Origin of the sequence: Aquisalinus luteolus, assembly GCF_009712425.2 — a bacterium.
Lineage (GTDB): Bacteria > Pseudomonadota > Alphaproteobacteria > Caulobacterales > Parvularculaceae > Aquisalinus > Aquisalinus luteolus.
This window is the reverse complement of the sequence record NZ_VCJR02000001.1, coordinates 1,341,650-1,366,731: the sequence shown is the minus strand read 5'-3', so window position 1 is coordinate 1,366,731 and position 25,082 is coordinate 1,341,650. Positions and strand designations below refer to the sequence as shown.

Annotated in this window: 24 protein-coding genes; 7 read left to right on the top strand and 17 right to left on the bottom strand. The window is 59.1% G+C overall.

The window, feature by feature from the left end; genetic code table 11:
- Positions 1 to 5: 5 nt before the first annotated feature.
- From FF098_RS06425 to FF098_RS06410, 4 genes are all read left to right on the top strand, one after another.
- Positions 6 to 374 (top strand): YciI family protein, encoded by a 369-nt coding sequence (locus FF098_RS06425; RefSeq protein WP_155138567.1) that lies wholly within the window; start codon positions 6 to 8, stop codon positions 372 to 374.
- 3 nt (positions 375 to 377) lie between these two features.
- Positions 378 to 725, top strand: coding sequence for a YciI family protein (locus FF098_RS06420; RefSeq protein ID WP_155138565.1), 348 nt, complete (start codon positions 378 to 380; stop codon positions 723 to 725).
- A 6-nt stretch (positions 726 to 731) separates the two neighbouring features.
- Complete coding sequence (locus FF098_RS06415; RefSeq protein ID WP_155138563.1) at positions 732 to 1,976, top strand: RNA polymerase sigma factor; 1,245 nt, start codon at positions 732 to 734, stop codon at positions 1,974 to 1,976.
- A 64-nt stretch (positions 1,977 to 2,040) separates the two neighbouring features.
- On the top strand, positions 2,041 to 2,919 hold the full coding sequence (locus tag FF098_RS06410) for a glycoside hydrolase domain-containing protein (protein WP_155138561.1): 879 nt from the start codon (positions 2,041 to 2,043) through the stop codon (positions 2,917 to 2,919).
- Between the two features lie 24 nt (positions 2,920 to 2,943).
- Here the strand turns inward: FF098_RS06410 and der are convergent, their stop codons facing one another.
- From der to aceB, 12 genes are all read right to left on the bottom strand, one after another.
- Complete coding sequence (gene der, locus FF098_RS06405; RefSeq protein WP_155138559.1) at positions 2,944 to 4,320, bottom strand: ribosome biogenesis GTPase Der; 1,377 nt, start codon at positions 4,318 to 4,320, stop codon at positions 2,944 to 2,946.
- Between the two features lie 69 nt (positions 4,321 to 4,389).
- A complete protein-coding gene (locus FF098_RS06400) occupies positions 4,390 to 5,805 on the bottom strand; it encodes an outer membrane protein assembly factor BamB family protein (RefSeq protein WP_155138557.1) in 1,416 nt (471 codons plus the stop codon).
- A 71-nt stretch (positions 5,806 to 5,876) separates the two neighbouring features.
- Entirely contained in the window at positions 5,877 to 6,758 is an 882-nt protein-coding gene (locus FF098_RS06395; RefSeq protein WP_155138555.1) for a tetratricopeptide repeat protein, read from the bottom strand.
- A gap of 76 nt (positions 6,759 to 6,834) precedes the next feature.
- Positions 6,835 to 7,674 carry a 3-methyl-2-oxobutanoate hydroxymethyltransferase gene (gene panB, locus FF098_RS06390; protein ID WP_155138553.1) on the bottom strand — a complete coding sequence of 280 codons (840 nt, stop codon included), beginning with the start codon at positions 7,672 to 7,674 and terminating at the stop codon, positions 6,835 to 6,837.
- A gap of 71 nt (positions 7,675 to 7,745) precedes the next feature.
- Positions 7,746 to 8,195: a tellurite resistance TerB family protein gene (locus FF098_RS06385; RefSeq protein ID WP_166426360.1), complete on the bottom strand. Its 450-nt coding sequence runs from the start codon at positions 8,193 to 8,195 to the stop codon at positions 7,746 to 7,748.
- Between the two features lie 4 nt (positions 8,196 to 8,199).
- Complete coding sequence (locus FF098_RS06380) at positions 8,200 to 8,733, bottom strand: adenine phosphoribosyltransferase (protein ID WP_155138549.1); 534 nt, start codon at positions 8,731 to 8,733, stop codon at positions 8,200 to 8,202.
- On the bottom strand, positions 8,730 to 9,368 hold the full coding sequence (locus FF098_RS06375) for a glutathione S-transferase family protein (protein WP_155138547.1): 639 nt from the start codon (positions 9,366 to 9,368) through the stop codon (positions 8,730 to 8,732). Before FF098_RS06375 ends, FF098_RS06380 begins: the two co-directional genes overlap by 4 nt.
- 48 nt (positions 9,369 to 9,416) lie before the next feature.
- Positions 9,417 to 10,013, bottom strand: coding sequence for a CBU_0592 family membrane protein (locus tag FF098_RS06370; RefSeq protein ID WP_155138545.1), 597 nt, complete (start codon positions 10,011 to 10,013; stop codon positions 9,417 to 9,419).
- The gene (locus tag FF098_RS06365) at positions 10,013 to 11,218 is read right to left on the bottom strand and encodes a type 2 periplasmic-binding domain-containing protein (RefSeq protein WP_155138543.1); all 1,206 of its coding nucleotides are present in this window, start codon (positions 11,216 to 11,218) and stop codon (positions 10,013 to 10,015) included. The genes FF098_RS06370 and FF098_RS06365 overlap by 1 nt, the downstream gene beginning before the upstream one ends.
- The gene (locus FF098_RS06360; protein WP_155138541.1) at positions 11,193 to 12,434 is read right to left on the bottom strand and encodes a hypothetical protein; all 1,242 of its coding nucleotides are present in this window, start codon (positions 12,432 to 12,434) and stop codon (positions 11,193 to 11,195) included. Before FF098_RS06360 ends, FF098_RS06365 begins: the two co-directional genes overlap by 26 nt.
- Positions 12,435 to 12,596: 162 nt before the next feature.
- On the bottom strand, positions 12,597 to 14,222 hold the full coding sequence (locus tag FF098_RS06355) for an isocitrate lyase (protein WP_155138539.1): 1,626 nt from the start codon (positions 14,220 to 14,222) through the stop codon (positions 12,597 to 12,599).
- A 26-nt stretch (positions 14,223 to 14,248) separates the two neighbouring features.
- Positions 14,249 to 15,823 (bottom strand): malate synthase A, encoded by a 1,575-nt coding sequence (aceB, locus tag FF098_RS06350; RefSeq protein ID WP_205967401.1) that lies wholly within the window; start codon positions 15,821 to 15,823, stop codon positions 14,249 to 14,251.
- Between the two features lie 202 nt (positions 15,824 to 16,025).
- On the opposite strand from aceB, the gene FF098_RS06345 reads away from it, so the two are divergent.
- Positions 16,026 to 17,465, top strand: coding sequence for a helix-turn-helix domain-containing protein (locus FF098_RS06345; protein WP_155138536.1), 1,440 nt, complete (start codon positions 16,026 to 16,028; stop codon positions 17,463 to 17,465).
- A 3-nt stretch (positions 17,466 to 17,468) separates the two neighbouring features.
- On the opposite strand, the gene FF098_RS06340 is transcribed toward FF098_RS06345, so the two are convergent.
- Both FF098_RS06340 and FF098_RS06335 read right to left on the bottom strand, forming a co-directional pair.
- The gene (locus FF098_RS06340; RefSeq protein WP_155138534.1) at positions 17,469 to 17,957 is read right to left on the bottom strand and encodes a hypothetical protein; all 489 of its coding nucleotides are present in this window, start codon (positions 17,955 to 17,957) and stop codon (positions 17,469 to 17,471) included.
- 63 nt (positions 17,958 to 18,020) lie between these two features.
- Positions 18,021 to 19,046, bottom strand: coding sequence for a hypothetical protein (locus tag FF098_RS06335; protein WP_155138532.1), 1,026 nt, complete (start codon positions 19,044 to 19,046; stop codon positions 18,021 to 18,023).
- Positions 19,047 to 19,215: 169 nt separating this feature from the next.
- Here FF098_RS06335 and FF098_RS06330 point away from each other — a divergent pair, with 169 nt between their 5' ends.
- Complete coding sequence (locus FF098_RS06330; protein ID WP_155138530.1) at positions 19,216 to 20,577, top strand: SEL1-like repeat protein; 1,362 nt, start codon at positions 19,216 to 19,218, stop codon at positions 20,575 to 20,577.
- A gap of 45 nt (positions 20,578 to 20,622) precedes the next feature.
- On the opposite strand, the gene guaA is transcribed toward FF098_RS06330, so the two are convergent.
- Positions 20,623 to 22,197, bottom strand: a complete 1,575-nt coding sequence (guaA, locus tag FF098_RS06325) for a glutamine-hydrolyzing GMP synthase (protein WP_155138527.1) — start codon at positions 22,195 to 22,197, stop codon at positions 20,623 to 20,625.
- 125 nt (positions 22,198 to 22,322) lie between these two features.
- Between guaA and FF098_RS06320 the strand changes: the two genes are divergently transcribed.
- Positions 22,323 to 23,288 carry an NAD(P)-dependent alcohol dehydrogenase gene (locus FF098_RS06320; protein ID WP_166426359.1) on the top strand — a complete coding sequence of 322 codons (966 nt, stop codon included), beginning with the start codon at positions 22,323 to 22,325 and terminating at the stop codon, positions 23,286 to 23,288.
- Between the two features lie 3 nt (positions 23,289 to 23,291).
- On the opposite strand, the gene FF098_RS06315 is transcribed toward FF098_RS06320, so the two are convergent.
- Together FF098_RS06315 and FF098_RS06310 are read right to left on the bottom strand one after the other, a co-directional pair.
- On the bottom strand, positions 23,292 to 24,596 hold the full coding sequence (locus FF098_RS06315; RefSeq protein WP_155138524.1) for an RsmB/NOP family class I SAM-dependent RNA methyltransferase: 1,305 nt from the start codon (positions 24,594 to 24,596) through the stop codon (positions 23,292 to 23,294).
- A gap of 75 nt (positions 24,597 to 24,671) precedes the next feature.
- Complete coding sequence (locus tag FF098_RS06310; RefSeq protein WP_155138522.1) at positions 24,672 to 25,079, bottom strand: hypothetical protein; 408 nt, start codon at positions 25,077 to 25,079, stop codon at positions 24,672 to 24,674.
- Positions 25,080 to 25,082: the final 3 nt, after the last annotated feature.

The window sequence follows — 25,082 nt, the reverse complement described above, 5'->3', positions numbered from 1 at the left end:
GAGGGATGAAGTACATGATACTGGTGGCGGAGACCGAGAAGGAATTCGCCATGCGCAACGAGGCTGGCACGCCGGCTTTCGAGGCCTTCATGGCCCCCTGGTTTGCCTATTCCAGCGAGCTTGCCCAAGCTGGCGTCATCGTCGGCGGCCAGGCCCTGATGGGCCCGGAAACGGCGACAACGGTCAAGATCCGCGAAGGCAAGCGCATCGTGCAGGATGGCCCCTATGCCGACGCAAAAGAACAGCTCGGCGGCTTTTTCGTCATCGATGTGCCTGATACCGAGACAGCCCGCGACTGGGCCGTGAAGGCACCGACCACGAAAACTGGCCATACCGACCTGCGCAAGGTCATGCCGTATGAAGAGGGAGCATAAGCCATGAAATATCTTCTTGCTCTTTATGATGATGAAAATCAGTGGATGAACATGTCCGAGGAAGAAATGGGCGAGGTTTTCGCCGCCTATGGAGCCTATAGCGAAGCCCTGGTGGAAGCCGGCGCCATGATTTCGGGTGAACCGCTGGAGCCGACCCATATCGGCCAGCGCCTGAGCACCAAGGACGGCAAGCTGATCGTTCAGGATGGTCCGTTTACGGACACCAAGGAACAGCTCGGCGGCTATTACCTGATCGAGGCGCCCGACCTCGACACCGCCCTCGACTGGGCCGCAAAATGCCCAGGTGCGACCCATGGCGTCGTCGAGGTACGGCCCGTCTGGGAAATGTAGACCGCTATGCCGGGCGATACACAGGAGAGCCATGCTCTCGCGGAGAGTATCGCCCGCACATCCTATGGCAAGCTGCTGGCGATCCTGTCCGTGCGCCTGCGCGATGTGAATGCTGCAGAGGAAGCACTGTCAGCCGCCTTCGAACAGGCCCTTAAAAGCTGGCCGGATACGGGCATCCCGAAAAACCCCGAAGGATGGCTAGTGCAGGTTGCCCGCAATCGCGGTCTTGACCGGCTGCGGCAGAAAGCGGTGCACGACAGGATCGAACCCGCACTTACCCTTCTGGCAGAAGAAGCCGCAGAGGCCAGCCCCGATAATTTGTTTCCCGATGCCCGCCTGAAACTGTTGTTCGTCTGCGCCCACCCTGCGATCGATCCGGCAATGCATACGCCCCTTATGCTGCAGAGTGTTCTTGGACTGGATGCGGCAAGAATAGGCTCGGCCTTTCTCGTATCGCCAACGGCAATGGGGCAGCGCCTCGTCAGGGCAAAGACGAAGATAAAGCAGGCCGGTATCTCCTTCGATATTCCGGAGCGAGAGCATCTGGAAGAGCGTGTGGGGGCTGTGCTGGCGGCCGTTTACGCCGCCTACGGAACCGGCTGGGATGGCGATCACGGCACAGACACCGGAACAGCGGGCCTCGCCGATGAGGCGCTTTTCCTCGGTGAGCTGTTATGCAGTCTGCTTCCGAGTTCGCCGGAAGCAAAAGGGTTGATGGCGTTGATGCTGTATACTGCATCGCGCCGTGACGCGCGTCGAGGCGCGAAAGGTAAGTACATCCCCTTGGACCGGCAGGATACCGGTCAATGGAACCGGCAGATGATATCCCGAGCCGAACGCCTGTTGATGGAGGCGCACGCCCTGAAGAAGCCGGGACGCTACCAGCTCGAGGCCGCAATCCAGTCTGCCCACACCAAGGGACGCCTCGCCGGACGGACGAACTGGCCAGCAATTCAGATGCTTTATGCTCGCCTGCTGGACCTTGCCCCCAGCCTTGGTGCGTATGTCAGCCACGCCAGTGCCCTCGCACAGATGGGTCGGCATGGTGACGCGCTGACCCGACTGGAAGCCGTAGCCAATCAAGTCGGTACCTATCAGCCCTACTGGGCCGTTCGCGCCTATTGCCTGCGGCAGGCAGGCAGGAACTTCGAAGCCGCGAAGGCCTATGACATGGCCATTGGTCTCAGCGAGGACGCGTCGGTGAAGGCATTCTTGCGCACGGAAAAAGCCAGATTGGCACACCCTGAATAGTTGTCGGCTTATTCCCCTGCCCGTCCTATGGGTGTAGTCTCTCTTGCGAAGGGAGAGCTTCATCATGATTGAAACCATAATCGACACGCCGGTGCGCACGACACCACATCTGGGATTCCTGCGCGAAAAAGGCGTGAAGACCATCATCCGCTATTACAATCACCGTAATTCGTCCGTCCTGCCGGAAAAACGGATTACCAAGGAAGAGGCACAGGCGATCTGCGAGCATGGCATGACCGTCGGGGTCGTCTTCCAGCAAAACGGCCGTGAACTGAGCGATTTCTCGACAGCCAAGGGCTCAACGGATTCCAAACGCGCGCTCGATTGCGCGGCCGATATCGGCCAGCCGGAAGGCTCGACGATCTATTTCGGAGTCGATCATGACTTTTATCGCTCGAGCGAAATCCCGGCGATCATGGATCATTTCAGCGCCATCAAGAGCGAGGTCGGGACCAAATACAAGATCGGCGCTTATGCATCTGGTGGATTGGCAACCCGGCTGATCGGCGCCGGTTTGATCGATCACACATGGCTTCCTCGGGCGCTTGGATGGTCTGGATCGCGCGATTTTCACCGGGCCGGGAAGTGGGACCTGTTCCAGAACCAGGTCGATATCCGCCTCGGCGCGTTACCTATCGATACAAACATCGCCAATCCGGCTCGCGGCGGCTTCGGCGCTTTCTCGGTGCTGGAGGCACCCGCCCTGCCCCAGAACGAGGATCGCCAACCTCACCTCCATGTCGTAATTGCCCGGAGTGGTCTGCATTTACGAGCCGGCGCGGGCACTGGCTTCAAGGTGCTGCAGACGCTGCCCATGGGCTCAATCGTCGATGTGCTGGATGTCAGCGCCCCTGACTGGGCACTGGTCAGCCTGCAAGGCGACATGAGCGCCGATGGCTACATGTACAAGGGTTTCCTGGTCGACTTCATGGCCGGGCACTAGTCCCGGCCATGAGCAACGAAGCGCTCAGCGCTTCTTTTTCTTGCTCTCGAACGGGTTTTTCTGGCTACGGAACAACAGCCTGATCGGCACGGCTGGCAGCTCGAATGCCTCACGGATACCGTTCACGAGGTAACGCCGATAGCTTTCCGGCAACTCCTCCGCCCGCTGAGAATGGGCGACGAATGTCGGCGGGCGCGTCTTGGTCTGCGCCATATAGCGGATCTTGATGCGACGGCCCTTCACAGCGGGCGGCGGGTGACGGCTCGTCGCGTCTTCCAGCCAGACATTGAGGTCGCTCGTCTTCACCTTGGCGTTCCAGTCGACATAGACCTTGGTCACTGCGGGCATCAGGCGGTCTACATTGCGGCCTGTGAGCGCCGATAGCGTGACTATGGGCAGGCCCGGAGCCTGCGGCAGCAGCCGGTCGACCTTTTCGCGCAATTCATTCAGCGCTTGCTGGCGGTCATCGACCTTGTCCCATTTGTTGGCGACGAGCACGAGCGCGCGACCTTCCTGCAAGGCAAGGTCCGCAATCTGCAGGTCCTGCTTTTCCAGCGCCATGTCGGCATCGAGCATCAGGATGACAACTTCGGCAAAGCGGATGGCGCGCAACGTATCGGCGACGGAAAGCTTCTCCAGCTTCTCCTGTACCTTGGACTTGCGACGCATGCCCGCCGTGTCATGCAGCTTGACCGGCCAGTCGCGATCAGGCCCTGACCATGTCCAGTCAATGGCGATGGAGTCGCGAGTGATGCCAGCTTCAGGACCGGTCAGCATGCGCTCATCGCCGATCATCTGGTTGATCAGGGTCGACTTGCCCGCATTCGGGCGGCCGACGATAGCAACGCGCAAGGGTTTCAGCGGATCGTCCCAGTCGAGCCGCTCGCCCTCGACCTCTTTGAGATCAAGCGAGTCATGGATCGGCTGCAGGGCCGTATAGATTTCCGCCATGCCCTCGCCATGTTCGGCGGAGACGGCAATCGGCTCGCCAAGGCCAAGGCCATACGCCTCATACACACCATCGAGCCCCTTGCCCTCTGTCTTGTTGACGAGCAGAACGACAGGCTTGCCACTGGCACGCAGGGCGGCACCGAATTTTTCGTCCTCAGGCATGACGCCGACCCGGCCATCGATCATGAACAGGCAGACATGCGCCTCTTCAATGGCGCGGTCGGTCTGTGCCTTCATCCGGGTTTCGAGGGCATCCGGTGCGGCCTCTTCCAGGCCCGCCGTGTCGATGACGATGAATTTCAGATCGCCCAACTGGCCATCGCCCTCGCGCCGGTCACGCGTCACGCCAGGCTGGTCATCGACAAGCGCGATGCGCTTGCCGACCAGCCTGTTGAACAGGGTCGATTTGCCGACATTGGGCCGACCGATGATGGCAACTTTGAATGACATAGGTCGCGCCTTCTGCGCCGTTGCAGCGCCAAGGTCAAGGCCTCAATAAAACTGCCCGTTTGCGGGCACCTAGCGATAAGCGGAAAGCTTGCCGTCTGTCGTCAGCACATACAGGCTTTCATTGGCGATTATCGGCGTCGCGATCGTGCCGCTGGTCAGCTTTTCAGTCCGCAGGACCTCGCCATTTTGCGGCGATGCGAACACAAGCTGGCCGCCTGAAGAAGCAAGAACCAGTTCACCGCCTGCCAGTACAGGGCCGGACCAGGCAAGACGGTTTTTCTTCTTCTTCTCGTTGCCGTATTTGGGCAGCTGCTCGACCCAGACGACAGCCCCATCCTGACGGCTGATGCAGACGAGTTCGCCCTCAACGGAAACGATGTAGACATAATCGCCGGATACCCATGGCGTCTGCAGGCCTGAAACGCCGATCTCCCAGAGCGGCTGGCCGGAGCGCAGATCGATGGCACTCATCTGACCGGCATGGCTGATGGCAAAGACGACGCCTCGATCAATCACCGGACTGCCGGCAATGTCGTTGAGGTTCGACAGCGCATTCATACGGCTAGAACGGGCGATCATCTGTGTCCACAGAGGACGCCCTGTATCGCTGAGGGCCGTTACCTCACCAGACGAGAACGGGGCGACAATCACGTCTTCGGACGCAGCCGGGCTGGACGAAGAGAGGAAACGGGCAGCTTCCTCGAAGGACTGGTAGTCCCAGTCGAGCGTACCGCTGGCCTGATCCAGCGCCATGAACTCGTTCAGGTTCGTCACGGCATAGACCTTGCCGTTCGCAGCTGTCGGTGCCGTGCGGATCGGGGCATTTGCCTCATGTTGCCAGAGTAGCTCGCCGGTTTCCGCATTGAGACCGGCAACAAATCCGAAGCCTGACGTGATGAATACGCGGCCATTGTCATAGGCAACGCCGCCGCCAAAACCGAGCTCGGCAGCCTTCACGCCGCCAAAAACACGCCAGAACGGCCTGTCTTCGCTGACATCGGGGGTCAGTTCACGCCGCCAGACTCGCTTGCCGGTCTGGGCGTCATAAGCGGTTACCTTGGCTTCCGGATCGATCACGAAGATGCGGCCATCGGCAACGACGGGCGGTGCCGTAATCGGCGCGCGTTTGCTGGATCCTGCACCGATATCCGCGGTCCATTGCTTGCGAACCGGACTGGTCGCAAAATTGGCAGCCAGATGGTGCAGCGTATGGTCTGCATCACCACCCGGCTGAGTCCATGCAGCGTTGGTATAGGGCGGCGGTAGCTCGATCGTACGCCCCGCATAGGCCGGATCGGCTTCAAGCGCACCTTCGAGAGCTAGGACGGCCTTGCGGTTATCATCGCTCGGCACATTCGCTTCTTCGACATCATTATTGCCGAACCGGTCCGTGACAATGGACAGGGGGTTGGATGAACATGCAGCCAGAGCTGCAACCATACCGCAGAGCGCAACTGCCCTGATCGTCTGACGCGAAGAAATCATGAATGCCCTTTTCGGTTTTCTTCCTGTACTCTCCGGGGCCTCTGTCGGGCACCGCGCACTCTTATACAAGGTTAATCGCTGCTTGTCCCGTCTTCTTGGGTGTCATTCTCGTCAGCTTCCGGCGCTGGCGCAACGGTGTCTCCGGCGCCTTCTTCCGTCGGTTGAGCGTCGGCCGGGATTTCGCCCTCGCCTTCCACAGCAACATCCTCGCCTGCAAGCAGAGCATCCGTCTCGGCTTCTGCCGGAACCGGCAGGTCGAGCAGGCTTTCAAGAGACTGCCCCATGCTCTGGTTTTCCAGAGAGACACCCGAAGCGCCAAGGCTCGCAATCGCCCGGAACCCCTGCGCCCGCTGTACGATTGGGTCAGGCGCGCCCTCTATCGTAGGAATAGCCTCGAAGTAAGTGACCGCCGCAGCGAAATTGCCGGCTTCTATTGAGGCCAGGCCGGCGATTTCCTTGGCATATGCAGCAATGACGCTGTCGCCTTCCTGCAGGCCATTGAGCTGGCGCAGCGCGGCATCCGGACTTTCATCCAGCGCCATATAGGCTGCCTTTACGGTCGCCAGATTACGCAACCGCTGGGGGATAGAGTCATTGGCGGCGACACTGTTCAGTGCGGCAATTGCCCCTTGCGTATTGCCGTTCTGCGCCTCCAGCCCGGCGATGCGAAAACCGGCAAGGGCCGAATAGCCTGCTGGTGCGTCCTGACGCAAAGAGGTCAGCTCGGACAGCGCCTCGGTCGGCTCTTCAGTATTTACCGCCTGGGAAAAGGCCGCGGCATTGGTTCGGGCAGCATTGGATTTCTGGGCATTCCAGAATTGCCAGCCACCGACAACTGCAACGACGACAACGGCCAGGCCGATCAGAAATGGCGCGGACTCTTTCAGCTGTCGAAGCTGCTTTTCTTCTTCGACTTCCTGGTCGACCTCGCGATAAATGCCTTCATCAGCCACGGCTGCTCACATCCTTCTATAAACCGAATTGGCCTTCTAACGGCCTTTGGCGTCCAGAGCAATCAGAATGGGGCAATCAGGCAGTGTCGCCGACCAGTTTGGGTTTCAGGGAATAGACCTGTCCTTCAGCCGGGAACGACCGCGAACGCACTTCCGCAGCATATTCACTTGCGGCCTTGTCGATCACTGATTTCAGATCGCCATAGCGCTTGACGAATTTCGGGGTCCAGTCGAACAGGCCGAGCATGTCCTGCGTAACAAGGATCTGCCCGTCGCAGCTTGAGGAAGCGCCAATACCGATGGTCGGAACGCTGACCGCTGCCGTAATCTGATTGGCGAGATCCTCCGCGACGCCCTCGACGACAATGGCAAAGGCACCCGCCTTGGCTGTCGCTTCGGCCTCTTCCAGCACATCGGCCCATTCCTGATTTGAACGGCCCTTGGCCCTGAAACCGCCTGCAACATTCACAGCCTGTGGACGCAGGCCGATATGGCCCATCACCGGGATACCGCGCTCGACCAGAAACGCGACTGTTTCTGCGGCATAAGTGCCGCTCTCGATCTTGATCGCCTGAGCACCGGTCTCCTTCATGATGCGGGAGGCGTTGGCAAAGGCCTGTTCCCGGCTCTCCTCATAGGAACCGAAGGGCATGTCTACGACGACCATCGCCTTCCGCGCTCCGCGCATGACGGCCTGCCCATGCAGGATCATCATCTCTATCGTCACGCCAACCGTGCTTGGCAGGCCATGCACGACCATGCCGACGCTGTCGCCGACGAGCAGCACATCGCAATGTTCGTCGAGAATTTCCGCCGTCGGCGCGTCATAGGCTGTCAGCGCGACGATCGGCTCGCTGCCTTTGCGAGCTGCGATATCTGCCGCCGTTATGCGCTTGATTCTGGTCTGTTTGGACATGGGCCCTACCGTTGTTGCCTTTTCGGCAATGAAATAGGCCTTCTGGACGCTTTACTCAAGCGATCGCGACATCATGCGCCAGAGTTCATCTCACCGCGCATTTGCTTTACACGGCCTGACGTGATGCCAAAGCAGTTCGCCGTTTGCAGGATTAGCCGGTTTTCCATGGCATCAACGCGATTATCCGTCTCGATGAATTCGATCATCGTCTTGATGACTTCCTCACGCGCTGATTCATCGAGCCCTTTCGAGGCTGCCATGGCAAAGCCTATCGGTGTCAGGTTCGTCCAATGGATCTCCTCAGCCTTGACCCGGCAGGTCATTGCCTCATCGGTGCTCAGGCCCAACTGACTGACAAGCACCTCATCTATGCGCGCCCGCTCCCTGTTGGTCAGTCCGCCATCGCGATAACAGGTCTCCAGATAAAGTCCGGCGAGGCCGGTATGCGGGTCCATCTGGCTTGCTTCGCTGGGCGGGGGACGGAAGAACCCCCTGACGGCCTTGAAGAATTTCGACAGCATCGCTCTAGTGCCCCCCAAAGGAGACGAGACTGGAGACATCAATCCCCATGCTGCGTATCCTGTCGGCACCGCCCAGATCCGGCAAGTCGATAACGAAGGCGGCAGCGATTATTTCCGCCCCCGCTTTTTCAAGCAGTTTGATCGCAGCTTCTGCCGTTCCGCCCGTTGCGATGAGGTCATCGACGATCAGTACCTTATCACCCGGTTCGACGGCATCGAGATGCATCTCAAGCACATCCTCGCCATATTCCAGCTGATAGGTCTCACTGGAAACCTTGTACGGCAGTTTGCCTTTTTTCCGTATGGGAACAAAACCTGCGGTCAGTCTCTCGGCCACGGGGGCGCCGAAGATGAACCCCCTCGCCTCCATGCCGGCGACTTTCTCAACGCCATGGCTGTTATAGGCTGCGGTCAGGTCGGCTATCGCCTGTGAAAAAGCCTCCGGATGGCCCATCAGCGTCGTGACATCCCGGAACATGATGCCGGGTTTGGGGTAGTCGGGGATCGTCCTGATGACGCTAGTGAGATCAAGGCTCATAAATGCGTACTTTTCCTTGCCGACACCATCTCGTGCCATCTGACGATATTAGGATGATTTTCAGGTGTCGGGCCAGCCTTGATCCACCGGCAGGCATCGAGCGTCGTCAAAGCCCAGATATCAGCGATGGAAAACACATCGATCGCGATGAAATTGCGTCCCTCAAGATGATCGTTCAGCTTGGCCATGAAGGTCGCCAGTTTGGCAAAGCCGCGCTCGGCCAGTTCAGGTATCTGGTCGTAGTTTTCCGGCCCTGGTAGCGCCCGGCTCTTGAAGTTGCGGTGTGAATTGCGAAAGGCCTCGGCAAAGGAGATGGTCGCCTGGAAATCGATCCGCGCGGCCCAAGACCCAACCTGCCCCTTCTCGGACGCCGTTTTGCCCAACAGGGCCGGTTCTGGTGCGACCGTCTCGGCCCACAGGGCGATACCCCAATTGTCGTTGAGGACAGCACCGTCTTCGAGTTGCAGGGCGGGTACCGTGCAGTCGGGGTTGATTGCCTTGAAATCCTCTCCCATCTGCTCGCCCTGCATCATATCGACGATACGGGTCTCATGCTCGATCCCCTTTTCACGCAGGATGATGCGGGCCCGGCGCGGGCTGGGGGCGGAAGGAAAATCGTAGAATGTGATGGTCATGGCTGGCTCCAGTGTTTTCTGCCAGCCTTCCCAAAGCCTTCTCTGGCGTCAATCCAAAGACGCAGTGTCATCAGGGTTTTTGGCGTCATCGGTTTCAGGCGCCGAGCGAAAGGCATTGACGAACCCGATAAGGGAGATTGTGCCCCACGCCATTTCCAGTCCGAAAGCAGGCCAATTGGCATCGATATAGAGGATCGGCGCAACACCGAACGCGGCAGCCACATTATAGGCAAGGAAACGGCGGCGGCGGATCGTTTCTGCGGAGAACAAGAGATAAGCCCCACAGAACAGCAGGGTCGCCGCCCAGCCGAGCGCGGCCAGTCCCTGGTTCGGTGCTAGTATCGCATAGACGAGGCCACCTGCCCCGAGCACCCAGACGGGCCATGTCAACGCCTTGTCCGAAAGTTTGAAATCCGTGCCCGTATGGCGTCCGGCGAGCGAGAGCAAACTGACCACGGCCCAGAAGGTATTGATCGCCACGGCCTGCCACGACTGCAACACCAGCGAGCTGACCACCAGGCCGCTGGCACCGATCAGGTTGAGCAGGAAATAGAGCCGACCGCGATAGTTCCGGTTGACCGACAGGGCGATGTGGTTGGCGAGATAGATCACCGTGGCGACCCATCCGATAATACTGAAAATCATTACTTCACTATCTTGATATGCATGTTCTTGATCCAGAGCTCCTTGCCGGCATGGGGGCCGTTGAGGATGACGACGCGGCTCGTGTCCATGACGGTCTTGTAGAGCCTGTCATTGCGTTGCGCATCCATCATCGTGTCGCTCCATTCAAGGATGATGGCCCGCGTCCCCTCCGAAAGGGCAAATCGCTCGCCAGTGCAGTCGGCAGTTTCAGGCAGGCAGGTAATGCCGATAATGATCGGATAGCCGTCGACCGGCACGATCTCTGCGATGTCCTCGCGCTGGGCGAAAGTCGTTGTCAGCGCTTCGTCGGTCATCAACAGGATGTCGCTGGCGCTATCGCGACTGGCTTGGGATTCACCACAATCCTCACTGATGGCCTCACTACCCGAAAGAGAACAGAGACTTTCATTGAAGGCATCGATCATCTCCTGCCCCTTTGTTGTACGTGGCGCAATAACATGAACCGAACGACGGCTCTGTGTACCTTCAACTGTCCCGATCAACTCGCGCCTGTCTGGATAATCACTTTCCAGCAGCGCATTCCCCGCGGGCTGAGCCATTGGAAAATAATCGATCTGACCACGGATCAGCGCGTCAAGGGCATCGACCTCACTTTGGAAGAAGCTCACATCGACAATGGAATCCTCGGGCGGATTATCGGGGTCAGGGCCAATAATTACTGACAGCAGGCAGTTGATATTCGGGCCGTAGAGAAACCCCTTGATAAGACCCACGCGCTGTCCGGCAAAGGAACTACCATCGTAATCCTGACCGCATTCCGGTTCGGCTTGTACTTGCACGCTCGAAATCGCATTGGGGTTACGCCTGTTATGGAACAGAACATTCGTCACTTCGAAGATGGGCGCGGAGAACAGCACTTCATCGTCACGGTCTGCATTGCGATAATATGGAAAGGCCAGCGGCACCGGGCAGTCCTCTATGCCCTCTTCACCACATCTTCGCACGATCATCCGCGCCAGTGTAAAGTCCATATAGCTGTAGTCGGCATCATAGCCCGCATAGGACATGACCATGTCGACATTGCGGTTGACTAGCCCCAGACGATCACCCTCGCCGCGCACATAGGGCTCCCACCTGTCCGTATACATCTCGACAGTCTGACCATCGATCTGGGCCGCCGCGGTCGATAGCAGCGACACAAAGATGACGAAAACGACCTTACTTGTTTCGGCTATAACGCGCATAGATGAACACCAGAATGACACTGAGAATGACCCCGAAGAGAATGAGAAGATCGGCGTCGGCCGAAGCGAACAGCCGGAAGAAAAGTGATGGCCTGTCGAACTCGAGGATCGGCCGGGTCGCGACCTCGCGGCTGTATTCAATGAAATAGAGGATAACCTCGAAGATCGCGACTAGACCGATGCCGAACAGGATCAGCTCGGTCACGAAGGAGGAACTTTGCGCCCGCCTGTTGGCGATGGCCGTCAGCTTGTCGCTGGCAAAATTGAGGATACGGTCGCCGTTTTTCATCAGGTCATCGAAGTCCCAACCTTCCATGATCTGGTCAATTACTTTGCGTTTGGTGCGGTTCAGGTGAAGCTTGTGGACGTCATATTCAATTCGCAGCAGGCGCATATTCGCCTGCACATCCGTCAGCACACGCTCGACCTCCCGACGCTTCTTGATGAACATCGTTTGGGATATAGCCTCCTGGCCCTTTTCGTTAAGCCGCTGCTGGGCGGCATAGAAAAACTGGGCGATGCGCATTGCCGAGATAAGCATGCGGGTCTGCTCTTCGCTTTCATCGACGATCGCATAGTTGAGCCATGTCATGGAATAGTCGAGCGCCCCTGCGGCGATAGCGGCAGCATCTTCAGGTCTCGTAGTGTTTCTCAGCCAGTCGGCAAGCAGTGCCTGTACATGCGGATCTTTGCGCTCGCCCGGCGTAAGCAACAACGTGCGCGAAACCCAGCTGACGTCCTTCGGCTCGATAGAACTGACTTGCCTGACAGGGTCAACATAGCGAGAGGGTACTGCAGACATGATAGCCTTCAGCACCTTGTACAGCTCTGCCGAGTGTCGGGTGATCACCTTACGCGAGATGCGCTGGCATTCCTTGTCCAGTGCGTCGGCGTCGATGTCATCCGTGGCAAGGGAATTATCAAGCTCCAGAGTCACCTCAGCCATCGATGTCTCGTTTGGATAGACATGATAGGTCAGTTCAGCGCCTGTTTCCTCGTCGCGACATTTCCACAACAGCACACGCATTTCATAGCCATCGCGGGCTGTATCTGCATAGCTGTCGTCCGGCTTTTCCCAATCGCGATTGGGCGCAACAATGGTATTGTCCTGAAGCGGAATTGCTTTCAACACCTCGCAATAGTCCGCTGAGGTTGGATCAATACCCGCCTTGAGATTTAGGGGCGTATAGATCGGCGATAGTGTTACAATCTGCAAGAGTCCCCCCTTTACCTCGATACCCGGATCTGCACCTTAGCCATGCCCGTGCCGAATGTCTAATCGTGCACCTGCAACCCCATATTCCTCCTTGCACGCATAAAAAAGGGCCCGGCACGGAGGCCGGGCTGAGGTAACAAGTCCGAGTGCGAGCGGGGGTCGTCAGGCGGCGCCCTCGAACTGGTTCATCGTGTTATGTGCACCGCCGGCTTTAAGCGCCCGTTCACCGCCGACCATCTCCTTGAACGTATCGCCAAGGTCGGAGCCGACTTCATGCTGGTGCTTGACGGCGGAGACGCCATTGCGGATTTCGGAACGCTGGATCGTGGTGACATAGGCCGCCATCTTGTCTTCGCCGAAGTAACCGCGCGACAGCTCGTCCATGCCCTTCGCCGTCAGGTGGAAGGTCGGCAGGGTAATGAGGTTGTGGAACACCCCTGCCCTCGCCGCGATGTCTGTCTGGAAGCGCTGCAGACGCTGGTCCGCCTCCCGGCCCAGGGCGGTGGTGTCGAGCTTGGCCGACATCAGCTCCGCGCCGTCTGGGTAATCGAGGGCCTCGATGCGGCCTTCCTCGACCCATTGCGCCTTGACCTGTTTGCGCAGGTTCAGCGTCCAGTTGAAGGACGGCGAATTGTTATAGGTCAGCTTGGCATCGGGCACGACCTTGCGGATTTCACCGACCATGCGGGCGATTTCGTCAACATCAGGCGTTGCCGTCTCGATCCAGAGAAGGTCAGCACCGCCAATGGTCAGGCTGGCAATGCAATCCTCGATAACACGCTCGGCGCCGGTGCCTTCCTGGAACTTGAACAGGCCGTTGGGCAGGCGAACGGGCCGCACGACCTTGCCGTCCTTCTGGATTGCCATTTCGCCATCCTTCAGCGGATTGGCATCGGTGACCTCTTCGGTCTCCAGCCACTTGATGTAGTCCGAGGCGAGGTCGCCCTGCTCCAGGGAGACAGGAATTTTCTGCGTCAGGCCGGCACCGAGACTGTCCGTACGCGCCACGATGACACCCTCGTCGATACCCAGCTCCTCGAACGCGAGGCGACAGGCACGCAGCTTCTCGATGAAGTCCTCACGCGGCACGGTGACCTTGCCATCCTGGTGGCCGCATTGCTTGGCATCGGAGACCTGATTCTCGATCTGCAGGCAGCAGGCACCGGCCTTGATCATCTCCTTGGCGAGCAGGTACGTCGCGTGCTCATTGCCGAACCCTGCATCGATATCGGCAATGATCGGCACGACATGGGATTCGAAGTTATCGATCCGGCTGATGATCTCCGAGATGATGCCTTGCCCCTTGCCGTCCTTGCGGGCGGCTTTCAGCTCGGCGAACAGATCGTTCAGCGCGACCTCATCCGCCTGGCGCAGAGATACGTAGATTTCTTCGATCAGGTCGACGACAGCGGTCTTCTCATGCATCGACTGGTCGGGCTGGTGGCCGAAGCGGTTGCGCAGACCCGCAACCATCCAGCCGGACAGGTAGACATAGGTGCCCTTCGCCGTGCCCTTCATACGCTTGACAGACTTGATCATCTGCTGCGCATGGAAGCCCGACCAGCAGCCGAGCGACTGGGTGAATTTCGACGTGTCGGCATCATAGGCCACCATATCCCGGCGCATGATCCCGGCCATGTCGCGGGCGATGTCGAGATGGGTCGAATAGGTATTCTGCAGTTTCAGCTGGGCGATATCCTCGATGCTGATGCCTGCCGGTGTAAGGCCCGAAGGGTAGCGCTTCATCAGTTCGCCACGGATCTGGCTGTATGTCGGTCGTTTGGTCATGTCATATACTCCGTATCAATATCAACTCAGTTCAGGGTGCGCAGCGCGTCATAGGCTGGCAGTGTCAGGAAGTCGGCCAGCTCATCGCTGACGGCGGTTTGAAGGAACAGATCGGCGGCCAGTTGATAGCGACCGGCACGGAAGGCAGGCTCGCCCTTCTCCTCGCTGATCTTGTCCAGCTCCTCGTCAAAGATCTGCTGGAACCAGTCCCGCGTCAGCGGATGGCGGCCATTGCCGGCGATCTGCACCAGCGAGCGATATTTCAGCCACTGCCAGATCTGGCTGCGGGAAATCTCCGCCGTTGCCGCATCCTCCATCAGGTTATGGATCGGCACGGCACCGCGCCCGTTGAGCCAGGCAGCGATATACTCGATGCCGACGGAGATATTGGTCCGCACACCCTCTTCGGTGATCCGCCCGTCATGGGGACGCAGCAGCGCATCCCGTGTGATCGGCGGATAGGTGCGCTGAGTGCAGACCTGGTTGCAGGACGGCATGTGCACGTCGAACACTTCCATGGCAACGGGTACCAGCGCTGGGTGAGCGACCCATGTACCGTCATGGCCGTTCTTGACTTCGCGCAGCTTGTCTGCCCGCACCTTGTCAAAGGCAGCGGTATTCGCCTTGTCATCATTCTTGACCGGGATCTGCGCGGCCATCCCGCCCATGGCATGGGCGCGGCGGCGATGACAGGTCTTGATCAGCAACAGGCTGTAGGCATTGAGGAACGCATCAGCCATGCCGACCTGCGCCCGGTCGGGCAGGACGTAAGCCGGGTGGTTTCTCAGCGTCTTGATATAGCTGAAGATGTAATCCCAGCGGCCACAGTTCAGACCGACGACATGCTCACGCAGTTCGTACAAGATCTCGTCCATCTCGAACGCCGCGGGCAGCGTCTCGATCAGCACGGTCGCCTTGATCGTGCCCTGCGCCATGCCCAATTCGTTCTGGGCGAAGACGAAGACATCATTCCACAGCCGCGCTTCCAGGTGACTTTCCATCTTCGGCAGGTAATAGAACGGCCCTCGCTCCTGTTCGGCGAGCTTCACGCCGTTATGGAAGAAGTGCAGGCCGAAATCGAACAGGCTCGCCGAGATGGGCTGGCCATCGACCTCGAAATGGGCCTCCTCCAGATGCCAGCCGCGCGGACGGACGATCATGGTCGCGGTCGCCTCATTCAGGGCATAGGCCTTGCCACTGGCCTCATCGGTGAAGGCCAGATCGCCATTTGCGTAGTCCTGCATGTTGAGCTGGCCATCGATCATGTTGGCCCAGGTCGGCGAGGAGGCATCCTCGAAATCGGCCATGAACATCTTCGCGCCGGAGTTCAGCGCATTGATCATCAACTTGCGGTCGACAGGCCCGGTGATCTCGACCCGGCGGTCCTTCAAGACCTTTGGCACTGGCGCGACCTCCCAGCAGGCGTCGCGCACGTCTTTCGTTTCGGGCAGGAAGTCCGGCAACTCACCAGCATCGAACCGGGCCTGACGCTCGGCGCGTGCCGCCAGCAGATCCCGCCGTCTTTGCCCGAAGCGCCGCTCCACCGCCTGCAGGAAAGCGACAGCCTCAGCCGTCAGAACGCGATCTTCGCCTTTTGTCATGGTCTCAGCTCCCATTTGTGTCCGGGGCCTTTGTAAAGTCGATGTCATACTCATGTCAGTGACCTTTCGTCATTACATTCACTGACAACATCATATTTACAAATGCGGATTGTATGAAGTATCTATCTATATTCATTGGGTTTTCATGTAACGAATGTCATGATGAACCCGTTCAATTTGTAAAGTCTGTAAAGAGGCGCCCATGTCGACCCGCAAGGAAAAGCTGCTCATCGGACCGCGCATCCGCCGCCTGCGCACGACCTTGGGTCTCACACAGGCGCAGATGGCCGAGGATCTCGACGTCTCGCCGAGCTATATCAACCTGATCGAGCGCAACCAGCGCCCGATCAGCGCCAAGCTGCTATTGACCCTCGCACAGGTTTATGACTTCGACATTGCCGAGGTCTCCAATGCCGGCGAGGCACAGACGATTTCCGAGTTGGTCGATATATTGCGTGACCCTGTGCTGGAGGCCGGCTCGATCAGCAAGAATGAGATCGAGGATGCGGTGAACGCCAGTCCCGAGATCGCCAAGGCGCTGGTACGCATGCATACGAAATACCGCGAACTGGCCCTGCGCACCTATTCGGAGGCCAACCCCCTCTCCGACCGCGAGAAAGTAGAGGTGCTGGAAGAGTCGGTGCGCAGTGTCGAAGCGGTGCGCGAATTCGTCAGTGAGCACCGCAATTATTTCCCGAAGATAGACGAAGCCGCCGAGGCGCTGTCCAAGGAACTGAACATCACCACCGACCGGCCCAATGTGGCGATGACGGAGCGCCTGCAGGAGCGCCATGGCTTGACCGTGCGCATCGTGCCCTCTGAATATATGTCGGACCATCTGCGCTTTTTCGACCGGCACAAGCGCGGCATCGACCTGTCGGAGGTTCTGCCGCAGTCGGGCCGCCGGTTCCAGATCGCGTTCCAGCTCGGCATGCTGGAATGCCGGGAGGAGATCGACGCGCTGGTGCGCCAGGCGAAGCTGCCGGACGGCGATGCCATCGGCCTGGCCCGCGTCACCCTCGCCAACTACTTCGCCGGGGCGCTGCTGATGCCCTATGAGCGCTTCCTGAAGGAATGCGAGAAAACGAAATATGATGTACAGCTGCTCGCCCACAGGTTCGGCACAAGCTATGAGCAGACCGCACACCGCCTGACGACGCTGCAAAAGCCGGAGGCACGGGGAATCCCCTTCTTCTTCGTGCGCATCGACACGGCGGGGAACGTTTCCAAGCGGCTGTCCTCTGGCCGGTTTCATTTCTCCAAATTCGGCGGCGCCTGCCCGCTCTGGAACATTCACGAATGTTTCGAGACACCGGACAAGGTACGCACCCAGATTATCCAGATGCCGGACGAGACGACTTACTTTTCCATCGCCCGCACTGTCTCCCGGCCCGAAGGCCCCTACGGGCCGCCAGCCACCAAGGTTGCGGTCGGGCTCGGCTGCGAGATCGCCTATGCCCGCCGCCTCGTATATGCAAAGGAGCATAACCTGGAAGGCTACGAACCGGCCCGGATCGGCGTTAACTGCTATCTCTGCGACCGGCCGAACTGTGCCTCCCGCGCCCATGCGCCGCTCAACAAGAGACTGACCTTCGACGAACGCGCCCGCGGTATTTCCGTCTATCAGTTCGAGGAACAGTGACGGCTATACCGGCCTGATCATGGCCTTCGCGATGGCGCCGCAGACCAGCGCGGCCAGCAGATGCGCACAGATCAGTGCGCCCATCCAGAACGCGACGCCCTGTCCGGTCTGAACATTCTCGCCCGTTGCGAGCACATTGAAGACACCCAGTACCAGCCCGGCGATCAGCGCCATGATGATAGACGGACGCCCGGTGCGAAAGGTTCGGAACGCGACGACGATCCCTGTCATGGCGGCGGATGGCAATCCGACTATGTATCCTATCGGAACGGCAAAGAGCGCGACCACGGCCCAGCCGCCGAGCAACAGTCTTGCCGCCTCCATGTAATTCTTTTCCAGCACATAGCTCCACGCCCCCACTGCACCAAGTCCGAAGCTCATGGTCAGGGCACCGATTAATGGACCGACCAGAATGAATATGGCCATGACGCTGATCGCCCGCCCCATCCAGTGGCTGCCTTGTGCCGAATGACTTTCCGCGCTTTCGGTCATACTCTTTCAATCACTGATACAAAAACCTCTGCCGCTACTCTCCAGACCGCCAGTCGCATCATTTCAGTTGCTCCAGCATCCCCCGGACCTCACTGTGCCGCCTTGGCTGCGGCAGTCGCCAACAGTGGCAGCATTCATGCGGTAGGATGTCCCCGAATAGACCGGGCCATCGATCTGTGTGCGCAGAAGCGATTCGTACCGGGACAGTTCCTGTCTCTCCAGAGGTCCGCTTGCAGTCGCTGCAAGGGGGAACAATTCAATATTCTCGTAGATCGCCATCCTGCCCGCCTCGTACCGGGCATCCCTGGACGTCGCTGTCCGGATGAACATCAACAGCACATAGCGCGCATGTGCCGGCCCGCCCGAGAGGGCGACCATCTGTACCGCCTCGTCCCACTGGCGCGCCTGCACCAGCTGCTCCAACTGCGCCTCATCGAATTTAGGCTTTTCCGGAGTAACGACAGGTTCCGATGCGGGAACCAGCTGAGTCTCGCAGGCAGAGAAGATGTCCATCCGGTCACCGGCAGCATTTACCTCAAACGTCGAGCTGTGATCTCGATGGGTGAAGGTGAACCTGCCCGGCATCGTCATGGCGGCGCGGATCGCGGCGTCCTGCTCTGGCGTCAGCACCCCCGCCAGATGGAAGTTGTTCTTGTTCATGACCAGAAGCTCCTTGAGGCCTGAGCTGTGCTGGACCAGCACATACTGATCGCTGTCCGTACTCGGAGTTCTCTTGGGCGCATAGGCGAAAACCTTCTCCTCAAGGCTGCTTGAGTAGACAAGAGGTTGCGCGTGATAGTCGAAGTTTCTCACCGTGATGAGAATGCAGGGAAGATAATTCGGCTTGTGGAGGAAAGGTGACGTGACGGGCTGTGTGTATGTTGTCCAGCTCAACGGAGTCTTGTGGTAAAATGGCCGCTGGTCATAGGCCTGCCGCTCAAGCGCAACCTTCGTTAATTGCTCTATTGTCCCGGGCGGCGCTGCGATTGCCGACGCCATCACCGATATAGCTGTTGCAGCTATCGCGATGACCGCTTTGCAAAAGGTCGCGAAGCCTTTTGCCATAATCTGAATATCGACTGCCAACATGATCCCAAATCCAACCGATAAAGCGTTGCCGAAAAGACTATGGAAGGAAGATATTGAGGAGTGCAGCCCCTCTCTATCCCCTGAACGGAGGATGGCTGGAATGAACGATGAGCGGCAAAATGCAGAAGCGTGGGGGGTCGCGCCTGCGCTTTTTATATGGTGCATCAACATGAAAACTGATCGTTCCTGTCCTCCCCGTGCCGTAGCACTGGCACTTCTCGCCGCTATGTGTTTCGGCCTTGCCAGCATGCCAGATGCCGCGGCCGAAGACGCAGATGCGCTTTATGCAGAGGCGCAAATAAAAGCCGGAACGGATGAGGCGAAGTTTCTCCTGAAAAAGGCTTGCGAACTGGATCATGTAGAGGCCTGCAAGGCTTACGCTTCAGAAATGAACGTAGCCATTTTCTTCGGCGACGATCTGTCAACGCAAGAACAGTTCTGGGCCTATGGCCGCGCCTGCGACCTCGGCGACGGAGAGGCATGCGTCCTGCTCGGCAATGCACGCACGCCCATCGGCATGTTCGGCGCAGACCGCAATCCGGAAAACTGGGCCGGTGCCGTGGCGGCCTATAAGCGTGCCTGCGAGGAGCACGAGATCGCTGAGGCTTGTGCCAAACTGTCCGATGTCCTTTCGCATGGCTCAAATCCCGAGCGCGACGCCAGTGCCGGGCGCGCCTATCGTCAACGCGCCTGCGAGATGGGGTACGAAACTTCCTGCGGCAGCTCGACAAGCGCACCATCGGGTTCTGGCAACGCATCTACGCCTGCCGAACCGGCGACAACCACATCCCGTTCGGCCCGTATGCCTGAGCCGCAGACCCCCACCAGGGCCTATGTCGATGAAGCGCTGATGGATCAGCTTCTGAAACTGTACGACTCCGACTGGGGCAGCCTCATATTATCGACCAAGGCCGACTTCGATGTGGTCAGTGCCGGGATCATCGCCGACAATCAGGTCTCCGATGAGGAGTACGACCTCATCCAGGAAATCATGTATCGCTATGATCGGCCAGGCGCCAGTACCGACCCCATCAGGCTCAGATGGACAGGCACGGAAGACGCGGTGCGCAACGAAGGTCGGCTCATGAACATCTTCGTCCATAGGACCTTCAGGCAGAATGTGCGTTTCGAAGAATTGCAGGCACTTCTCGATTTCGAGCCTGTCGACCTCGCCTGGAATGACGCTGACCGCCCCGGCACGCTTCGGCAACTCTTCGAAACGAGCCTTCAGTCGCCAGCCATGGCAGAAACGGTAAAACCGGTGATTTCCGCCGAAGTGGCAAAGCTCGCCGCCGCCTCTACCGTCGAGAATGCCTACAAACCCTTCCGGGGACTGGTGATGGACGGTATGAATGTCATCAACGAATTCGAAGGCGACGACAATGCGGCGTTGCGCACCCTGTTCCATGACGCCATCGAAGATGGCGTTGCCGGGTCACCTGTCACGATACCGCGGTTCCTGTATAACTGGATCGATCCCGTGCTCGGCATTGCGCCGCCGCCTTCGGCCAACACGGCAACACAAAACTAAGAACGGCTATCGCAACAGCGGTAGCTACTCTCTGAAGGAATTATCTCATTCCCACTCGATCGTGCCGGGCGGTTTCGAGGTCACGTCATATACGACGCGGTTGACGCCCTGCACTTCATTGATGATGCGGGTCGCCGTCTCGCCGAGAAAATCGTGGGTGAACGGATAATAATCCGCCGTCATGCCATCGACTGACGTTACGGCCCGCAGCGCCAATGCAAAATCATAGGTCCGGCCATCGCCCATGACGCCGACCGTGCGCACCGGCAGGATCGCAGCGAAGGCCTGCCAGATCTCGTCATAGAGGCCATGCTTGCGAATCTGGTCTATAAACACCGCATCGGCCTTGCGCAGGATTTCGAGCTTATCACGGGTGATTTCGCCCGGACAGCGGATGGCAAGGCCCGGCCCGGGGAACGGATGGCGGCCGATGAAGCTGGCGGGCAGGCCAAGCTCATGACCCAGCGCTCTCACCTCGTCCTTGAACAGTTCGCGCAAGGGCTCGACCAGCTTCATGCCCATTTTCTCGGGCAACCCGCCGACATTGTGGTGCGACTTGATCGTCACCGACGGGCCGCCGGAGAACGACACACTTTCGATGACATCCGGATAGAGCGTTCCCTGTGCCAGAAAGGTCGCTCCGCCCACTGACTTTGCATGTTTGTCGAAAACATCAATGAACAGCTTGCCGATGGTCTTGCGCTTGACTTCAGGGTCGGAAACCCCTTCCAGCGCACCGAGAAACAGGTCGCTTTCGTCGGCGTGTATCAGCGGGATGTTGTAATTATCCCGGAACATGGTGACGACTTCCTGCGCCTCGTTCAGACGCAGCAGGCCGTGATCGACGAAGACGCAGGTCAGCTGGTCGCCAATGGCTTCGTGGATCAGGACGGCAGCGACGGAGGAATCGACCCCGCCCGAGAGGCCGCAGATGACCTTCTGATCGCCGACCTGCTTGCGGATCGCCTCGATCGCCTGGTCCTTGTAGGCGGCCATCGTCCAGTCGCCGCTGAAGCCGGCGATCTTGATGAAATTCTCATAGAGCGTCTTGCCGTTCGGGGTGTGGTGTACCTCCGGATGGAACTGGACGGCGAAGAAATTGCGCGACAGGTCGGCTGTCACCGCCAGCGGCGCATTGGGCGATGTTCCGTATACCTCAAAACCCGGCGCAAGCTTGGATACATGGTCGCCATGGCTCATCCAGACCTGTTCACGGCCTTCCAGGAACCAGCCATTCAGCAGGTCGATGCGCTCGCCGCTCGGCGTGACATAGGCGCGGCCGAATTCGGCTGTACCGTGGCCGCGCTCCACCTTGCCGCCGAGCATATGCATCATCACCTGCTGGCCATAACAGATACCGAGGATAGGCACGCCAAGATCGAAAACGCTTTCAGGCGGCTTGGGCGAGCCGTCGACGAAAACCGAGGCCGGACCGCCGGAGAAGATCACTGCTTTCGGCGCGAAATCCGCGAGGAAAGCGTCTGTGACATTCTGATAGGGGTGGATCTCGCAATAGACATTCAGCTCGCGCAGGCGGCGGGCGATGAGTTGCGTAACCTGGCTGCCGAAATCGACGATCAGCAGCCGCTCATGGTGTTTTGTCACTTCAGGGTCCAGCATTCCTGCGGTGTAACCGCTTCGCTGCCGCCGTGCCAGTATTTTATGAGGCGCAGGCTTGGTTTCCGGCCAGTTTTGCATATCCCCTGAATTTGCCTATAAAAATGGAAAAAGGGGGATTTAGCCGCATGAGAATTGTCAGATGCCGGGCCTATGGCTCACCCGATGTGCTGCATATCGAAGATGTCGCAGTACCGGAGCCGAAGGAAAACGAGATCCTGATCCGGGTCGAGGCATCCAACCTGACCGCTGGCGATTGCGAGTTGCGCCGGTTTGACGTCGCCTTACTGTTCTGGCTGCCCCTGAGGCTGATGTTCGGTGTATTGCGGCCACGCAGGCTGGTGCTGGGTCAGGACGTTGCCGGTATCATCGAGAAGGTGGGCAGCAAGGTAACCCGGTTGAAGCCCGGCGACGCCGTCTATGGGCTGACCGGCATGCGCTTCGGTGGCCATGCAGATTATGTCTGCCTGCCGGAGAATTACTGCATCGGCCCCCGCCCGGCCAACCTCTCGGCCGCTGAAGCCGTGTCCCTGCCCGTTGGTGGCTATAATGCCAGCCATTTCCTGCGTGAGACGGCGCTGGAGGAAAGCGAAACTATCCTGATCCATGGCGCTGCAGGTACCATCGGCACCATCGTCGTGCAGCTGGCAAAGAACATGGGTGCGACCGTGACTGCCGTCGATGCAGGCGACAAGCTGCCGACGCTGGAAGCTCTCGGCGCCGATCACGTTATCGATTACAGGGCAGAGGACTTCACGAAGAACAGGCAGCAATATGACGTGATCATCGATCTCGTTCATCGCAGCCCCAAGGCCATCTCCTCACTGAAGGATGGCGGATACTACCTGCTCGGCAACCCCTCAGCGATCCAGACCCTGCGCGGCAAGCGCAGGTTAAAGAAGGATGGTAAGACGGTGATACCGGCGCTCGCCGCCTACAGCCTCGAAAACCTCGACTGGCTCAAGGAGCTGGCCGAGGCTGGCACACTCCAGCCGGTGGTCGACCGCACCTATACGTTGGAAGAGGCCGCCGAAGGGCACCGCTATGTCGAAAGTGGCGAGAAGATCGGCAACGTCATTCTCGTGACGGAGTAGTCCTTACGATTTCTGGAGTACGGAGATAAAGAACCCGTCAGTGCCCGTGCGCGCCGGGGTAAGCCGGATGCCGTACTCGTTGCGGCATGCCTCCAGCCGCTCTCGCGCGCCCTCGGCAAGCAGGCCCGTTGACGCCATCGCCTCGATGGGATCGACGACGCTGAACCGTTCATGGGTGGCGAGAAACGTTTTCAGGCGATCCTCGTTCTCTTCCCTGAAGATCGAGCAGGTCACATAGATGAGCCGCCCGCCGGGCTTCACATAGGTCGAGCCTTCCAGCAGTGCCGCATCCTGTTCCGCCGTGCGCGATTCCAGCTGCTGGGGCGACAGGCGCCATTTCGTGTCGGGCTTGCGCCGCCAGGTGCCGGAGCCAGAACAGGGCGCATCGACAAAGACGACATCCATGCGCGCGGCGAGATCTTCCAAGCTGCCGCCATCGAGTGGGCTGCGAACCTGTACGTTGCGGGCACCGGCCCGGCGCAGACGGTCGAAGATCGGTTTCAGGCGGCGGCCATCGGCATCCCAGGCATAGACCTGTCCCTTGTTCGCCATCATCGCGGCAAGAGCCAGCGTCTTGCCCCCTGCCCCTGCACACAGGTCCATCACCTGAAGTCCCTCGACCTTGCCTGCGGCCAGCGCGGCAAGCTGGGAGCCGGCATCCTGCACCTCGACAAAGCCCTTGCCGAAAGCCGGCATCGGCCCCAGTGCCGGTGCCTTGGCATCGGCGTCAGGGGCCGGCACGCGCAAGGCATTGGCGACGAGGGCTGAGCGTTCAGCATTGGCGGCAGCCAGAGCCTTTTCGGCCTTGGCGACATCGCTTTTCAGCAGGTTGACCCGGATATCGACCGGCGCGCGGCCAGTGAAGGCCTGCCCCTCCTCAACCGGATCATCGCTGACGGCAGCAAGCAATGGATATATCCATTCCGGCATATCGGCCTGAACATGTGCAGGTGCGTCGCTGATCTCTCTGGGTTCAGACAGCCGCGTAGATTCCACCTCACTCAACGCGCCAGCGCCATGCGGCTCCTCTGCTGCTGCATCAGCAATGCGTTGTCCGGACCAGTCCCACAGAAACCGCAAAGCACCAAGAATGACGGCACGCGGGCTGTCATCTTCCATGCGCCAGCCAATTGACTGCTTAGAGCGGATCGCGTCCAGCACCAGCCCGGATATCCATGCCCGGTCGCCGGACCCGGCATAGCGGTTCATCCGCCCCCAGTTGGAGATGATATCCTTGATCGGCAGGTGCCTGTTCTCGAATTCCGTCAGGATTTCGATGGCGGCATCAATGCGTCCGGCGTCGCGCATGAAAGGGTCCACTTCATAGTCTATCCGGCAAGAGACTGCCGGATTGGCTGATGTGGACCACTTTCGCGGTAATTTCTAGTCTTGCTCTTTGCTGGAGCGTTTGGCGAACGGCGCGGAGATCAGGAAAACGACGCCGATCAGGCCCGGAAACGCTGCAATGCCCTGGAAGATCGTGAAGACTTCCGTATCGCCCTCGACCCTTCCGATCTGAAAGCCGAAGAAGGCCAGCGCGCAAGCCACTGCAATCAGGATCAGGCCAACGAAAATCCGCCCGCCGGGGCTGTCATTGCTGCTGGAAGAGCTCGATACCGCTTTCAGCGCTGCAGGGTCGATCTGTACGCCGGACTTGATCGCTTCGCGCAAAGTCTCCTGCTGGGAGCGGACCCGCAGCCAGTGAAAAATACCATTGATCAGAACGATCAGGATGACGAAGGTGAAAACGCCCATCGGCGCGTGCCAATAGTCGAAGAAATGAAAATCCATGGT

Bases quoted from the DNA above. Each gene is read 5' to 3' on its own strand.
- FF098_RS06420 (WP_155138565.1), top strand. From the start codon at position 378: ATGAAATATCTTCTTGCTCTTTATGATGATGAAAATCAGTGGATGAAC.
- FF098_RS06410 (WP_155138561.1), top strand. From the start codon at position 2,041: ATGATTGAAACCATAATCGACACGCCGGTGCGCACGACACCACATCTG.
- FF098_RS06415 (WP_155138563.1), top strand. From the start codon at position 732: ATGCCGGGCGATACACAGGAGAGCCATGCTCTCGCGGAGAGTATCGCC.
- FF098_RS06335 (WP_155138532.1), bottom strand. From the start codon at position 19,046: ATGTTGGCAGTCGATATTCAGATTATGGCAAAAGGCTTCGCGACCTTT.
- FF098_RS06400 (WP_155138557.1), bottom strand. From the start codon at position 5,805: ATGATTTCTTCGCGTCAGACGATCAGGGCAGTTGCGCTCTGCGGTATG.
- FF098_RS06355 (WP_155138539.1), bottom strand. From the start codon at position 14,222: ATGACCAAACGACCGACATACAGCCAGATCCGTGGCGAACTGATGAAG.
- FF098_RS06365 (WP_155138543.1), bottom strand. From the start codon at position 11,218: ATGCGCGTTATAGCCGAAACAAGTAAGGTCGTTTTCGTCATCTTTGTG.
- FF098_RS06315 (WP_155138524.1), bottom strand. From the start codon at position 24,596: ATGCGCGACGCCGGACGCATTGATGCCGCCATCGAAATCCTGACGGAA.
- FF098_RS06310 (WP_155138522.1), bottom strand. From the start codon at position 25,079: ATGGATTTTCATTTCTTCGACTATTGGCACGCGCCGATGGGCGTTTTC.
- FF098_RS06425 (WP_155138567.1), top strand. From the start codon at position 6: ATGAAGTACATGATACTGGTGGCGGAGACCGAGAAGGAATTCGCCATG.
- FF098_RS06345 (WP_155138536.1), top strand. From the start codon at position 16,026: ATGTCGACCCGCAAGGAAAAGCTGCTCATCGGACCGCGCATCCGCCGC.
- FF098_RS06340 (WP_155138534.1), bottom strand. From the start codon at position 17,957: ATGACCGAAAGCGCGGAAAGTCATTCGGCACAAGGCAGCCACTGGATG.
- FF098_RS06330 (WP_155138530.1), top strand. From the start codon at position 19,216: ATGAAAACTGATCGTTCCTGTCCTCCCCGTGCCGTAGCACTGGCACTT.
- aceB (WP_205967401.1), bottom strand. From the start codon at position 15,823: ATGACAAAAGGCGAAGATCGCGTTCTGACGGCTGAGGCTGTCGCTTTC.
- FF098_RS06385 (WP_166426360.1), bottom strand. From the start codon at position 8,195: ATGCTGTCGAAATTCTTCAAGGCCGTCAGGGGGTTCTTCCGTCCCCCG.
- panB (WP_155138553.1), bottom strand. From the start codon at position 7,674: ATGTCCAAACAGACCAGAATCAAGCGCATAACGGCGGCAGATATCGCA.
- FF098_RS06375 (WP_155138547.1), bottom strand. From the start codon at position 9,368: ATGACCATCACATTCTACGATTTTCCTTCCGCCCCCAGCCCGCGCCGG.
- FF098_RS06380 (WP_155138549.1), bottom strand. From the start codon at position 8,733: ATGAGCCTTGATCTCACTAGCGTCATCAGGACGATCCCCGACTACCCC.
- FF098_RS06370 (WP_155138545.1), bottom strand. From the start codon at position 10,013: ATGATTTTCAGTATTATCGGATGGGTCGCCACGGTGATCTATCTCGCC.
- guaA (WP_155138527.1), bottom strand. From the start codon at position 22,197: ATGCTGGACCCTGAAGTGACAAAACACCATGAGCGGCTGCTGATCGTC.
- FF098_RS06320 (WP_166426359.1), top strand. From the start codon at position 22,323: ATGAGAATTGTCAGATGCCGGGCCTATGGCTCACCCGATGTGCTGCAT.
- der (WP_155138559.1), bottom strand. From the start codon at position 4,320: ATGTCATTCAAAGTTGCCATCATCGGTCGGCCCAATGTCGGCAAATCG.